The following is a 12,714-nucleotide window of genomic DNA, read 5'->3' on the forward strand; positions in this document are numbered from 1 at the left end:
AATCCTGCTGTATGTCGGGGCCGCGCATCGTGGTTGCTTCCTTTCTCTTGGGGTAGACGTTATCTTCAGGATTCAGGGGAGAATTTCAACAGCCTGTTAAAAGCGCTGCTGACCAACTGGAACAGAAGATACAGGAGCGGACAGTTGACCTGATCTACGCAAAGGACGAAGCCGACCAAGCCAACCAGATCAAGTCGCAGTTTCTCTCCAGGATGAGTCACGAACTGCGCACACCGCTCAATTCGATCATCGGATTCACCCAGCTACTGGTCAAGAACAGCAGGGATACGCTTGCACCACCACAGCAGGAGCAGGTGGCCCATATCAACAGCTCCAGTCAGCACCTGATGGCACTGATCAACGACATACTCGACATCTCTCGTATCGAGTCCGGAAAGGTGCACATCAATCTGGAGCCGGTCTATCCTGGACAACACCATTCAACTGGCGAAGCCCATCGCCCTCAAAAACGATATCTAGATAATGGACCAGACGGCTCAGAGTGAGTTCTGCTCTGTCATGGCAGACCAGACCCGGCTCACCCAGGTCATCCTCAACCTGCTCGCCAACGCCATCAAGTACAACCCCCTGAAGGCAGCGTTTACCTTATGGCATCGGTGGTGGATGAAAAACTCAGGCTCTATATCGCAGATACCGGCCCGGGCATTCATAAGCACCAGTTGGCCACCATTTTTGAGCCCTTTGAACGTCTCGACCGGGAAAGAGAGGAGATCGAGGGCACCGGAATCGGGTTGACCATTGCCAAGCAGTTGATCGAGTTGATAGATGGACAGATAGGCGTAACCAGCAGCCTTGGCGAAGGGTCCACCTTCTTCATCGAACTTCCTGTCACTCACGCCGAACCGGTTCGTCACACCAAGGTGGTAGAACTACCCGGCGCGGATGAACAATCCCGCAAGGAACTGGTACTGCCATCCGCAACACAGAACCACGACCAGGAAGTGGTCCTCTACGTGGAGGACAACAAGATCAACCGGACCCTGATGGAGCACATCTTCGCTGAACGATCTGACATAGAGCTGGTGATGGCGGAGACTGCCCGAAAAGGTATCGCGCTCGCACTATCGGTAGAGCCGATACTGATCATGATGGACATCCGCCTGCCCGATGGTACCGGCTACGATGCCCTTGCAAAGCTACAAGCCAATGAGAAGACTGCCGACATTCCCGTTGTCGCCGTCAGCGCCAACGTAACCGAACACGATATTCTGCAGGGAAGAGAGGCTGGCTTCATCGAGTACCTGGAAAAGCCCGTGGACATCAAACGACTGATGAAGCTTATCGACCTCTACATGGATGACCGGGAAGCGCTGCCCAACTGATGACTCGCGTGATGTGGAGATGATTCGCCAGGATGGCGGCATTCAATCTCCCATCAGTCCCTTGAAACGCTCTCTCACAGCAGGCAGTCGCTCTTTCAGAATCTTCCTGACCAGGGGCCGTACTTGGTCGGCATCCATACCCGGAACCAGGTGTGGGTCGTAAAGCACCTGCAAAAACAGCTTGTCCAGGGGGGGCAGTTCATCGAAAACGCTCTTGTCGTTGAAAATCGAGGGGTAGAGATCGTCCGAGTCGTTGGGCAGCCCAAGCCCCTGGGTGATCTCCTCCACAACGCATGCCGGCAGCTTTCCCCTGGCCCGTGCCTTGCCAGGTGGTATAGCAATGAACACCCGCAGGATCTCACCTGCTGCCGTGGCATGAAGACGGGCGATACAGACGCTCTTATCAAGCAGTTCGCGTGTGAACGGTGTCTTTGAGTAATAATCGCCGATAGCCTTTGGGAGGCGTGCGGTGAGTTCGAACAGGATGAACATGTTGGCATCGGCTTTACGATCTACCCGGCTGATTGGGTGATCGATCACCCTGGAAAGGGTGGCGATGTGATCGTCCACCAGGCGCTTCTGAATCTCGGTCATGCCGGCGCGGCTGTCGATGTAGATGCGCACCGGTTGGCATCACTTGCGCAGGGGCTGGGATTTGCCCTTCTCATACTCGGCCTTGAGGGCAACCTCTTCAAAGCCGTGAAGCAGGTAATCCTCTTCCAGCCAGCGTAGACCGGTGACGCAAAGAAAAACCCCGAGCAACAGCAGAATGGTCAGGATCCTGCGCTGCATCGGGGTTGAACCCATCAGGCTATCAGGCCCGGCGCCAGGTGGTGCCCTGGGGCCCGTCCTCCAGCAGGATGCCCTGCTCCTTGAGTTCGTCGCGAATACGGTCGGCTGAACCCCAGTCCTTGTTGGCCTTGGCATCGATACGCTGCTGAATCAGCTGTTCGATCTCCTGGTCGCCCAGGCCACCCTCCTCGCTGGAGGCGCCGCTGCGCAGGTAGGCCTCGGGATCGTCCTGCAGGATACCCAGCATGTCGCCTAGGCGTTTCAGTTCTGCACCCAGGGCTGCAGCCTTCTGCTCATCTTCAGCCCGAACCCGGTTGATCTCCCGCACCAGATCGAACATTACGGCCAGGGCCTCGGGAGAGTTGAAGTCGTCATCCATCGCATCATAGAAACGCGCTGTAAAATCCTCGCCACCCGCTGGTTCGGCATCGGGCAGATCACGCAGTGCGGTGTAGAAGCGTGTCAGTGCGCCTCGGGCATTGTCCAGGTGCTCGTCGTCATAGTTGAGGGGGCTGCGATACTGACTGGTAAGGATGAAGTAACGCACCTCTTCGGCCTGGTAGCGGGCAAGAATCTCACGCACGGTGAAGAAGTTGCCCAGGGACTTCGACATCTTCTCTTCATTGATGCGCACGAATCCGTTATGCATCCAGTAATTGACGAATCGCTTGCCGGTAGCACCCTCGGACTGGGCAATCTCGTTCTCATGATGGGGGAAGGTAAGATCGGCACCGCCGCCATGGATATCGAAGGTGTCTCCCAGGCAGCAGGTGGACATCGCCGAACACTCGATATGCCAGCCGGGCCGCCCCTGGCCCCAGGGTGAATCCCAGGCGGGCTCGCCGGGCTTGGCCGCTTTCCAGAGCGCGAAGTCCAGGGGATCGCGCTTGATCTCGTCCACCTCTACCCTTGCGCCGGACTCCAGGTCGTCGATGGATTTGCCGGACAGCTTGCCGTACTCAGGGAAACTGCCCACATCGAAGTAGACGTCGCCATTGCCTGCTGCATAGGCGTGACCATTGTCGATCAGCTTCTCCACCATGGCGATGATTTCCGCCAGGTGGGTGGTGGCCCGCGGTTCATCATCCGGCGGCAGGATACCCAGTGCCTCAGCGTCTTCGTGCATGGCCTGGATGAAGCGTTCGGTGAGATCGCCAAAGGGCTCGCCGTTCTCATTGGCCCGGTTGATGATCTTGTCGTCGATATCGGTGATATTGCGGATGTAGGTCACATCGTAGCCACGGGCCTTCATGTAACGGTAGACGACGTCGAAAACCACCATCACCCGGGCGTGCCCCAGGTGGCAGAGATCGTAGACCGTCATGCCACAGACGTACATCCGCACCCTGCCTGGCTCGATGGGCTTGAACTCTTCTTTCTGATTGGTGAAATCGTTGTAGATCTTCAGCATGCTGACTCCAGAACGGGCTTCGCCGTCAACGCGGATAACGAATATGCCGCGCATGGTAAACGAAATCCCGCCCCGCAACAAAGACCAGAGGGCCAAATTGTCGCAAAATGGGGTTTTTCCCGGGGCCATCGATTATCATCCCATCTTTGCCTGAAATTGCCGAATCCATCCGCTACCAACGAGGTCACGATGATCAAGCACACTTTTCGCCTTTTTGCCGCCCTTCTTCTGAGCCTGGGGCTTGCCGCCACCGCCGGCACCGAAACCACCCGCGTACTGATGAAAACCAACATGGGTGACATCGAGATCGAACTCTACGGAGACAAGGCGCCGAAATCAGTCGAGAACTTCCTCAACTACGTGGACAAGGGGTTCTACAACGGCACCGTGTTCCACCGGGTGATCAACAGCTTCATGATCCAGGGCGGCGGCTTCAACAAGGCAATGAACAAGAAGCACACTGATGACCCCATAACCAACGAAGCCAAGAACGGCCTGAAGAACGAGCGCGGCACCATCGCCATGGCCCGCACCAGCGACCCCCACTCCGCCACCTCCCAGTTCTTCATCAACCACGTGGACAACAAGAACCTCGACTATCCCAGTTTCGACGGCTGGGGCTACGCCGTATTCGGCAAGGTCACCCGAGGCCTTGAGACCGTGGACAAGATTGCCGACGTTTACACCATCACCAAGAGCTACATGAAGAACGTGCCTGAAAAACCGGTGGTGATCGAGAGCGTCACCCGAATTGAAACTCAGAAATAAGGAAGCGAAGCATGATTACGCTGAAAACCAACAAGGGCGACATCGTCATCGAACTGGATGAAGCCAACGCCCCCAAGACCTGCGCCAACTTCAAGCAGTACATGAAAGACGGCCACTTCGACGGCACCATATTCCACCGTGTGATCGACAACTTCATGATCCAGGGCGGCGGTTTCGAGCCCGGTATGTTCGAGAAGCCCACCCGCGATCCCATCGAGAACGAGGCGAAGAACGGCCTGAGCAATCTCACTGGCACCATCGCCATGGCTCGCACCATGGAGCCTCACTCGGCCTCCGCCCAGTTCTTTATCAACGTGGCGGACAACAAGTTCCTGGACTACCCGGGGCAGGACGGCTGGGGCTACTGCGTGTTCGGCAAGGTGACCACCGGCATGGACGTGATCAACGCCATCAAGGGTGTGGAGACCACCACCCGCGCCGTCCACCAGGGCGTACCGGTGGATGACATCGTGATCGAACAGGCGACCACCGAAGAAGAGGGTGAAGAGTAAGACCAGCCTGACCGCTCTCCATGACCGACACCCTTCTGATATCAGACCTGCACCTGTCAGGGGAGCGTCCTGATACCGTGAACCTGTTCCTCCGCTTCCTGGAGGAGCAGGCCATCGGTTCCACGGGCCTCTATATCCTGGGCGACCTGTTCGATGCCTGGATCGGCGACGACGACCGTACCCCGCCCATACCCAAAATCCTCGATGCCCTGAAATGGGTCACCGGTTCAGGAACCGAAACCTACCTGATGCACGGCAACCGGGATTTTCTGATTAGCCAGGCCTTTACCGAAGCCACCGGCTGCGCCCTGCTGAATGATCCCACCGTTGTAACCCTTGCAGGAGCGCCTACCCTGCTGATGCACGGCGACCTGCTCTGTACCGACGACCTGGAGTACCAGCAGGCCCGCAAGTTCCTGCGCAGCCCGGCATTCATCGATGACATGATGTCCAAGAGCCTTGAAGAGCGGGCCGCCGTGGCGGCGGAGTACCGCAAGCGCAGCAAGGAAGTGGTATCGCGCAATGCCGCGGAGATCATGGACGTGAACCAGCAGACCGTGGCGGAGTACATGCGGGAACATGGCGTAACCACCCTCATCCACGGCCACACCCATAGACCTGGCATCCACGACTTCCAGTTGGACGGCAAGCCGGCCAGGCGCTACGTGCTGGACCAGTGGCACCATGACCAGGGATCATATCTAAAGGCCACAGACCAGGCCATCTCGGCGCAAATCTTTGCCGGCTGATTACCGCCATTTCAGATAAGACGAATCATCCTTTACCCGCATTTCCGGCTAGATCACCCCGATTCGATATAAAGCAAACAATCCACCCGGTTTATTTTTCAGTCATGAAAAGCATAGCGGTTCCTGCCACCTTCCTTGGCTGCATATAGCGCTTCGTCGGCAAACTTCACTAGCTGGACCTGATCCGTGGAGTGCCGGGGATAGAGACTGATCCCGATACTGCAGCCAATCTTGCAGATATTCCCTTCTAGATCGAAAGGCTGGTTGAGACTGTCGATGATGCGCTGTGCCGCTTCTGCAAAGTGCTGTACCTTTCCAGCGCCACGAAGCACCGCGCAGAACTCGTCCCCCCCCCACCCGGGCAATGGTGTCTTCATCCCGCAAGCAGGTCTGTACACGCTCGGTTACTCCCTTGAGCAGAAGGTCGCCGACTTTGTGGCCATAGGTATCATTCACGGCCTTGAACTTATCAAGGTCGAAGAACAGTACAGCAATCTTCTCACCCGAGCGTTTGGCGTGCCGAATAGCCTGTCCAAGGCGATCGTTGAAAACAAGGCGATTAGGAAGACCGGTGAGTGCATCATGGAATGCCATGTGCTGGAGATCCTCAACACGCTTTCTCTGCTCGGTGACATCGGAGAGGATACCGACATAATGGGTCACCTCACCCCGCTGGTTGTATATAGCGCTTATCCGCAACGCCTCTGCAAACAGCTGCCCGTCATGGCGGCGGTTCCAGATCTCGCCACTCCAGCTTCCTTCCTCCTTCAGGGTGCGCCACATCTCCTGGAAGAATTCCGGTGGATGGCGACCGGATGCAAGCAGGCTGGGACTCTTGCCAACAACTTCCTCTTGCGTGTACCCCGTGAGTTCTGTAAATGCAGGATTGACCGCTTCGATTATCGCATCCTTATTGGTGACGATAACCCCTTCACTCGTGAACTCCATCACCTGCGCACCGAGCTTGAGCTGCTGCTCTATCTCCATGCGCTCTGTCAGGTCTACAGTGGTACCGACAAAGCGGACAGGCTTGCCTGCACGATTCCATATGGCTTTGCCACGAGTGAGCACCCAACGATAGCCCTCACTCTTGGTGCGCATGCGCACGATCACTTCGAAGCGGTCAACCACCCTTGCGAGGTAGGCATCAGCGGCTCGGCGGAATTTGTGGGCATCTTCCGGGTGAACCCTGTTCAGGGTCTCATCTATTTCATCACCGATTTCATCCTCGGAATACCCGAGCATGGCTTTGGAACGTGTAGAGTAAAAGGCTCGTTTGGTCTCCAGATCCCAGTCCCAAACCCCATCGCGGGAACCCTCCATCGCCAGTTCGAAACGTTCTTCGGACTGCTTCAGTGCCTTCTTGGTTTTTTTCAGCTCGTCAACAGAGTCCTGCCACATCTTCTGGATGCGGTCACCCTGAGCAACGCTCTGCTTCAGCAGCTTGTTTTGCCGCTCCAGTTCCCGCAACTGTTCCTTAATTCCCTGGATATCATCTCGATCATTCACATCACCCAAGGATCAATCCTCCAAATCCGCATAGACGATGTCCGTGCCACACCGCAACTCATTGAGGTAGTTTTTCGCCTCCTCGACATGCCCAGGGTCGATGATTGAACCGTGCTGGGGGAGAATGGCATCGATATCCACACCCTCCAGGCGCCGCAAGAAACCACGCGCAGCCAGATTGAATGCCATGTTATCCATGTGGAAGAGGTTCATCTTCATGGTGTGCTCGTCAAAGTCACTGGCCACCAATTGCCAATCGATATCCAGGGCAGCCCAAATGTCGCTGGAGAATAGAAATTTCGACACTGAATCATAGGTGGTAAAGGCGCCCGGAAAATGCAGGAAGGGCGACTCGATAAAATCCAGGGTATTGCCTGAAGCAAATTGGTAACTGCCATTTTCAGAAATATCAAAAAAGCTGTAATCCGCGGTACCGTAATGGGGCAGTAGCACATTGGTCCGGGGCGAGGTGATGATGTCGCATCCAGGGACACGCTCCAGCCAATCCACCATGGAAGCTGCAATGTCCGGATCCTGGTGAGAAATCACCAAGCCGCAGACCTGCTCTGGCGGAATGATCTGTTCAACCCTTTCCCAGACCTGCTGAAAAAAAGCGCGGCTGCCGGGATCGGTTATCACCGCCTGGTCACCGTCACATATGAGATAGGTATTACAGCGGAATGCCGTCTCGTCTGTGATTCCCAGCCAATAGACGGCATGCCCACCTTGCCTGAAGAGCGTGGTCTGTCGCGTCATGTCGACCTGAATACCGGACAACTGCGTAACGGCTATATCGTTCATGGTTTTCCTCCTCCGGCAGCATTCCGGCCGCGTCCTTGCCGTACACCGCTATCCAAATCAGATTGCCCTATTCAGTAATTCTAGTCAGGAACTAAAAGATATCCATACAGCATGCGTTGTTTTGCGCAGGTAAGCGTTCAGCTGTGCCGTAAGCTGTTGGCCTGGCAATTAAAAGTTTTATTGTCTTCGGTGTTTATATTGAATCACGGGTAACCCGGCGCGGGTTCTACCGGCTTTTGCAGATCGCCTCCAGCCGCTCCAACTCGCGCTCACTGAAGCCAGCTTCCCTGCGTGCCTCCTTGTGCAGGGGGCAGCGGATCTCGTTGCCGAGATACTCCGCCAGCAGGTCGAAATAGGTCTGTTCAGGTTCGAGGCCGCGCTGCTCACAGAGATAGTGAAACCAGCGGGAACCCATGGTCACATGGCCCACCTCTTCGCGCAGGATCACCTCCAGGGCTGCCACGGTGGGGGCATCTCCGGCGGACTCGAATCGATCCTTGATACCCGGCGTAACATCCAGCCCCCTCGCCTCCATCATCCGGGGAATCAGGGCCATTCTCACCAGGGGATCATGGGCAGTTTTCCGCGCCATGTCCCAGAGGCCGGTATGGGCGGGAAAGTCACCGTAGTCGCGGCCCGCTTCCTGCAGCCGCTCCCGCAGCAGGACGAAGTGCTCCGCCTCCTCTTTTGCCACCTGCACCCAGTCGTCGTAGTAGGCATCTGGCATATTACGAAAGCGGAAGACTGCATCACAGGCTAGGTTGATGGCATTGAACTCAATGTGGGCCACGGCGTGGATCATCGCCAGCCTGCCCTCCTCGGTATGCAGGGAGCGCCGCTTCAGCTTGCGGGGATGAACGAGTTCCGGGCGTTCCGGATGTCCGGCAATCTCGACACCGGGCAGTTCGATGTCGCCTGTCGTTAACTCACCAGCCTGCCAAGCCCTGGAGAGCGCATGGGCCAAAGCCAGTTTCTCATCCACGTCAGTGGCGCAGAGGCAGAGACATGCCTGGTAAAAGAGGTTGTATTCGAATTCAGACTTCACCAGCTGATTTTACCCCAACCTTAAGACCGATCATCAGGTCCATCACGTTGGTGCCGGTCGGGCCTGTACTCACCAGATCACCGCTGGCCTCAAGCAGGGATCCCGAATCGGCCTGGGCAAGAGACTCATCCGCCTTGAATCCCTCCTGGCGTCCGCGTCCCAGGGTGCCGCCATCCACAAGGGCGCCTGCATCCTCTCCGGGACCGTCGGTACCATCCGTACCGCAAGAGAGAAAGCAAATATCCTTCACACCTTCGATCACCGTCGCCGTGGCCAGCGCGAGGTGCTGGTTGCGGCCACCCCGCCCTGGATTTTCTGGCAGTATCACGGTGGGTTCACCACCCCAGATATATACCCCGGGCAGTGCATCGAGCATCTCCAGAGCAAGGCACCTGCCGCTGTTTTCAGCATCGGCACTGATGAAGGCATGGCTTACCTTGGTCTCGTAACCCAGTTCCCCGGCTTTCTCTGCTGCGGCTTCCCTTGCCCTTCGCAGGTTGGCCACGACTGCGAGGCTTACATCGACCCCGGCACCCCCGGTCTTTTCAGGAACTGCCGCCAGGAGTTCCTGGATCCAGCCAGGTGTATCACCACTTGGTGCAAACGCTTCCTGCTCCTCGGCCACCAGCAGCCCGGAGCCGATAATGCCCGGGTCGTCTCCGGGCACATCCGAGATCAGTAGCCCCACCATCTCGCGCTGACCAAGAAACTGAAGCAGGCCGCCCTCCTTGATCCGGGAGATCCGTTTGCGTATTCGATTGATGGCCGTGATAGAGAGACCACTGCCCAGGAGCCAGTCGTTTAACCGGCCCAGTTGCCCAGGCGCCACCCCTTCGGGCAACAGTTCCACCAGGCTGGAGGTTCCGCCTGAAATGAGGAACAGCACCGGCCGCTCCTCGGGCAACCCTTCGAGATAGGCCACTAACCGCTGCCCCGCCTCAAGACTGCTCTCGTCCGGCACCGGGTGGCTGCTCTCAATGCCGTCAAAACGGGAAGCCTCGATCCATTGGCGGTTAAGGTGCCCATGCTTGGTAATCACAAGGCCATCCTCAAGCTGTTCACCCAGGACGTCCACAGCGCCCTGGGCCATCGCCTCTGCTGCTTTGCCGACGGCCACCAGGACCATGTGCCTTCGATGGGATTGGCCTCCAGGTGCTCCTTCACAGTGCTCCTGCCACCCACCGCCTCCACGGCAGATTCGAAGATCTGAAGCAGATCGGAACGGGCCTTCCGGATATCCTGCATTGTTATAAAGCCTCTCTCTGGTGACATAAATCAAGCTACGCACAGGCTAACAGATTCATCGTTCTTCACAACATATGTGATAAGCTGGTTGGCTATTGCGCACCCCAGGGGGAACGGTTTTGGAAAGCATACAGTTTCGCAACAATCTCAGCACAAAAATTCTGCTGAGGATGATTATCGTCGCTGCAGCAAGTGCTGCTCTATTGATCTGGAAACTGGACTTCATCAACGATGTCTATTTTCGGAACCAGCTCACCGCCACCGGCCTGATCATCAATGGCTCGATCATGGCGCTGTTCCTACTGGGCCTTCTCAAAATCATCTGGATCCTGGTGGCCTATGGCAGGGAGGAGAGCGCTGTCAAACGTTTCGTCGAGAACCTGGAAGAGAATGTGAGCCCTCTGATAGAGGTCAATGAAAACAGCATCATGGCTCGACGCTATCGCACCATGGAACACATGCACCAAGCCAACACCCCGGTGAATCACAACGCCCTGGCCTCCACCCTGGTGGCCTCCGAGAGCACACGCAACAGCTTTCCCAAGTTTATCAACAATATCCTGATTCTGACCGGCGTATTCGGTACTATCGTATCGCTCTCCATCGCCCTGATCGGCGCCTCGGATCTGCTGGCCTCGGCAGTCAATGTCGATGGCATGGGCCTGGTTGTACATGGCATGTCAACCGCCCTCTCCACCACCATCACCGCTATCGTCTGCTACATCTACTTCGGCTACTTCTACCTGAAGCTGACCGATGTGCAGACCAACCTGGTAAGTGCCGTGGAGCAGGTCACCAACAACTACCTGTTGCCCCGTTTCCAGGTACAGACCGAGAGCATCCTCTACGAATTCACCGGACTGATCCGATCCCTGCAGGGCCTGGTGAACCAGATGGAAGGATCCCAGGAGTCCTACAACCAGCTCGCGGACGAGATGAAGAAGTCCCAGCAGGCGTTCGAGGACCTGGAGAACCGAATCGGCTCAGCACTGGTGGATATCTACAAGACTAAGATCCAGCCGGTGGCAGACGACATGAACGACATCAAGAAGCTGCTCAAGATCGGCTTCCGTCTGCCGGAATAACCCATGCTACCCAACAGCAGCTTCACCGACCTGCGCCTGAACAGGCAGGAGGGCCAGAACCAGGAGAGCTTCTGGCCTTCGTTCACCGATATCATGACGGTAATCGTGATGATCTTCATGATCGCCATGGTGGTCCTGCTGCTGCGTAACATCGAGCTGATGAACCAACTGCGCGCCACAATGGAAGCTGAGCGCTCCGCCATGGAGCTTGCCCGCACAACCGGCGAAGAGAAAGAGAGCCTGGCGCTCAAGCTGATTGATGCCGAGAACAGGCTCTCCATGCTCAAGATCCGGGTAATGCGCCTGAAAGAGCAGAGTCAGCAACAGGAAACCACCATTGGGACCCAGGGCGTCGAGATCTCCAAGTTGATGGCGGAGAAAGAGGACCTGGCCCTGAGACGTGACCAACTGGTGGCGGAGAACTTCACCCTGGGTGAGAAACTGAAGCGCTCAGAAACCCAGATGAATACCCTTCAGCAGAACTACGACACCCTGCAACAGAACTACAACACGACCCAGCAGCAACTGACCGATTCCCAGCAGTTGCTGGCAGAGACCCAGGCCACCCTGAGCGGCATGAAGTCACAGGTCCAGGCCATTCAGCAACAGTTGGCCAGCCTGCAGGACCGATACACCGTACAGTCAGAGGAACTGCAACTGGCCAAGGCCTCGGGCCGCCAGGCGGTTATCGAATTGAGCTCCCTGCGCGGCGAATATCGTGAACTCAAGATCAAGTACGACAAACTGGTGCGCCCCGCCCGTTCACCCGAGGGACGCTACCTGGTCGATGTCCGCTACAGCAAGGTTGGGGATGCATTCGTAATTGACGTCAAGAGCCAGGATGACAAGGAATTCAAGCGGGTATCCCAGCAGGTTTTGGAGCAGAAGCTGAGTCAATTAAAGGCTGTAAAAAGCGACGGGCTCTATATCAAGGTTATCTTCCCTGAGGACAGCGGTCTCTCCTTCAACGAGGCGTGGAGCTTCACAAACAATCTCCACAACCGCTATGACTACTACTACCAGGAAGATGCCCCGGGCCTGATCCCGATGCCTGCAGAGATAAGCGAGTAAAAAGGTCGGTATAAGATGCTGTGCGGTATGGGCCGGGTTTTCGAAAGGCCCATACCACTATTCAGAGTACCGGGGTTGGTTTATCACCCTTGATTGAACCGTTCAGAACCAGGCGGACAGCCTTTCTCTCTTCAAGTCACTATCCCTCAGACAGCGAAAGCTTCGCATGTAAATTCAACCTGTGCTGATTCCTTCAGCTGTGAACCGGGGCCTGTCATCAGGTCCCATGCACACCCCTGTCAAGAGTGATTAGACATATGATTTACCAGTAATTTCACATGCAATAAAGGGAACCTCGAAAAACACCGTCGTCATCATCAGCTGATCACGTGACCGGTTAAAACAGCAGCCCAATATTCGATTTCCCGTTCATTTCTTCGTTC

General features: G+C 56.3%; 15 protein-coding genes and 1 pseudogene. 7 read left to right on the plus strand and 9 right to left on the minus strand.

Annotated features, from left to right (window positions below; all coding sequences use genetic code 11):
- Nucleotides 1-188 precede the first annotated feature (188 nt).
- Nucleotides 189-506, plus strand: a complete 318-nt coding sequence (locus BOW53_RS10215) for a sensor histidine kinase (RefSeq protein ID WP_281254042.1) — start codon at nucleotides 189-191, stop codon at nucleotides 504-506.
- A gap of 3 nt (nucleotides 507-509) precedes the next feature.
- Nucleotides 510-1,343, plus strand: a complete 834-nt coding sequence (locus tag BOW53_RS10220; RefSeq protein WP_281254043.1) for an ATP-binding protein — start codon at nucleotides 510-512, stop codon at nucleotides 1,341-1,343.
- Between the two features lie 42 nt (nucleotides 1,344-1,385).
- On the opposite strand, the gene BOW53_RS10225 is transcribed toward BOW53_RS10220, so the two are convergent.
- Genes BOW53_RS10225 through cysS form a run of 3 tightly spaced genes read right to left on the minus strand, consistent with a single transcriptional unit; the run spans nucleotide 1,386 to nucleotide 3,546 of the window.
- Nucleotides 1,386-1,967: a DUF2927 domain-containing protein gene (locus BOW53_RS10225; RefSeq protein ID WP_078487890.1), complete on the minus strand. Its 582-nt coding sequence runs from the start codon at nucleotides 1,965-1,967 to the stop codon at nucleotides 1,386-1,388.
- Nucleotides 1,968-1,976: 9 nt separating this feature from the next.
- On the minus strand, nucleotides 1,977-2,150 hold the full coding sequence (locus tag BOW53_RS12840; protein ID WP_172838863.1) for a hypothetical protein: 174 nt from the start codon (nucleotides 2,148-2,150) through the stop codon (nucleotides 1,977-1,979).
- 7 nt (nucleotides 2,151-2,157) lie between these two features.
- Nucleotides 2,158-3,546, minus strand: coding sequence for a cysteine--tRNA ligase (cysS, locus tag BOW53_RS10230; protein WP_078487891.1), 1,389 nt, complete (start codon nucleotides 3,544-3,546; stop codon nucleotides 2,158-2,160).
- 189 nt (nucleotides 3,547-3,735) lie between these two features.
- Between cysS and BOW53_RS10235 the strand changes: the two genes are divergently transcribed.
- From BOW53_RS10235 to BOW53_RS10245, 3 genes are read left to right on the plus strand one after another with little or no spacing between them, the layout of a single operon-like run.
- The gene (locus BOW53_RS10235; RefSeq protein ID WP_078487892.1) at nucleotides 3,736-4,314 is read left to right on the plus strand and encodes a peptidylprolyl isomerase; all 579 of its coding nucleotides are present in this window, start codon (nucleotides 3,736-3,738) and stop codon (nucleotides 4,312-4,314) included.
- An 11-nt stretch (nucleotides 4,315-4,325) separates the two neighbouring features.
- Nucleotides 4,326-4,826, plus strand: coding sequence for a peptidylprolyl isomerase (locus tag BOW53_RS10240; protein WP_078487893.1), 501 nt, complete (start codon nucleotides 4,326-4,328; stop codon nucleotides 4,824-4,826).
- 20 nt (nucleotides 4,827-4,846) lie between these two features.
- A complete protein-coding gene (locus BOW53_RS10245; protein ID WP_078487894.1) occupies nucleotides 4,847-5,575 on the plus strand; it encodes a UDP-2,3-diacylglucosamine diphosphatase in 729 nt (242 codons plus the stop codon).
- A 98-nt stretch (nucleotides 5,576-5,673) separates the two neighbouring features.
- Here BOW53_RS10245 and BOW53_RS13970 read toward each other — a convergent pair whose 3' ends face one another.
- The 6 genes and pseudogenes from BOW53_RS13970 to BOW53_RS13330 form a co-directional block, all read right to left on the minus strand.
- A complete protein-coding gene (locus BOW53_RS13970; RefSeq protein WP_425442919.1) occupies nucleotides 5,674-5,952 on the minus strand; it encodes a diguanylate cyclase domain-containing protein in 279 nt (92 codons plus the stop codon).
- Nucleotides 5,933-6,976 (minus strand): annotated as a pseudogene (locus tag BOW53_RS10250) (PAS domain S-box protein); the annotation flags it as partial. The gene BOW53_RS13970 and the pseudogene BOW53_RS10250, both read right to left, overlap by 20 nt.
- Before the next feature lie 120 nt (nucleotides 6,977-7,096).
- Nucleotides 7,097-7,885, minus strand: a complete 789-nt coding sequence (locus BOW53_RS10255) for an oxygen-binding di-iron domain-containing protein (RefSeq protein WP_078487896.1) — start codon at nucleotides 7,883-7,885, stop codon at nucleotides 7,097-7,099.
- A 226-nt stretch (nucleotides 7,886-8,111) separates the two neighbouring features.
- Nucleotides 8,112-8,930, minus strand: coding sequence for a ferritin-like domain-containing protein (locus BOW53_RS10260; protein ID WP_172838864.1), 819 nt, complete (start codon nucleotides 8,928-8,930; stop codon nucleotides 8,112-8,114).
- Complete coding sequence (locus tag BOW53_RS10265; RefSeq protein WP_245832103.1) at nucleotides 8,920-10,020, minus strand: glycerate kinase type-2 family protein; 1,101 nt, start codon at nucleotides 10,018-10,020, stop codon at nucleotides 8,920-8,922. The genes BOW53_RS10260 and BOW53_RS10265 overlap by 11 nt, the downstream gene beginning before the upstream one ends.
- Nucleotides 9,966-10,175, minus strand: coding sequence for a hypothetical protein (locus BOW53_RS13330; protein WP_245832104.1), 210 nt, complete (start codon nucleotides 10,173-10,175; stop codon nucleotides 9,966-9,968). Before BOW53_RS13330 ends, BOW53_RS10265 begins: the two co-directional genes overlap by 55 nt.
- Nucleotides 10,176-10,294: 119 nt before the next feature.
- Between BOW53_RS13330 and BOW53_RS10270 the strand changes: the two genes are divergently transcribed.
- Both BOW53_RS10270 and BOW53_RS10275 read left to right on the plus strand, forming a co-directional pair.
- Nucleotides 10,295-11,260, plus strand: a complete 966-nt coding sequence (locus BOW53_RS10270; RefSeq protein WP_078487897.1) for a MotA/TolQ/ExbB proton channel family protein — start codon at nucleotides 10,295-10,297, stop codon at nucleotides 11,258-11,260.
- Between the two features lie 3 nt (nucleotides 11,261-11,263).
- Nucleotides 11,264-12,331, plus strand: a complete 1,068-nt coding sequence (locus tag BOW53_RS10275) for a hypothetical protein (RefSeq protein ID WP_078487898.1) — start codon at nucleotides 11,264-11,266, stop codon at nucleotides 12,329-12,331.
- Nucleotides 12,332-12,714 lie beyond the last annotated feature (383 nt).

It is taken from the genome of Solemya velesiana gill symbiont, assembly GCF_002020805.1.
In the GTDB taxonomy this organism is placed as follows: domain Bacteria; phylum Pseudomonadota; class Gammaproteobacteria; order Chromatiales; family Chromatiaceae; genus Sedimenticola_A.

Bases quoted from the DNA above. Each gene is read 5' to 3' on its own strand.
- BOW53_RS12840 (WP_172838863.1), bottom strand. From the start codon at position 2,150: ATGGGTTCAACCCCGATGCAGCGCAGGATCCTGACCATTCTGCTGTTG.
- cysS (WP_078487891.1), bottom strand. From the start codon at position 3,546: ATGCTGAAGATCTACAACGATTTCACCAATCAGAAAGAAGAGTTCAAG.
- BOW53_RS10235 (WP_078487892.1), top strand. From the start codon at position 3,736: ATGATCAAGCACACTTTTCGCCTTTTTGCCGCCCTTCTTCTGAGCCTG.
- BOW53_RS10240 (WP_078487893.1), top strand. From the start codon at position 4,326: ATGATTACGCTGAAAACCAACAAGGGCGACATCGTCATCGAACTGGAT.
- BOW53_RS10245 (WP_078487894.1), top strand. From the start codon at position 4,847: ATGACCGACACCCTTCTGATATCAGACCTGCACCTGTCAGGGGAGCGT.
- BOW53_RS13970 (WP_425442919.1), bottom strand. From the start codon at position 5,952: ATGAAGACACCATTGCCCGGGTGGGGGGGGGACGAGTTCTGCGCGGTG.
- BOW53_RS10255 (WP_078487896.1), bottom strand. From the start codon at position 7,885: ATGAACGATATAGCCGTTACGCAGTTGTCCGGTATTCAGGTCGACATG.
- BOW53_RS10265 (WP_245832103.1), bottom strand. From the start codon at position 10,020: ATGGCCCAGGGCGCTGTGGACGTCCTGGGTGAACAGCTTGAGGATGGC.
- BOW53_RS13330 (WP_245832104.1), bottom strand. From the start codon at position 10,175: ATGCAGGATATCCGGAAGGCCCGTTCCGATCTGCTTCAGATCTTCGAA.
- BOW53_RS10275 (WP_078487898.1), top strand. From the start codon at position 11,264: ATGCTACCCAACAGCAGCTTCACCGACCTGCGCCTGAACAGGCAGGAG.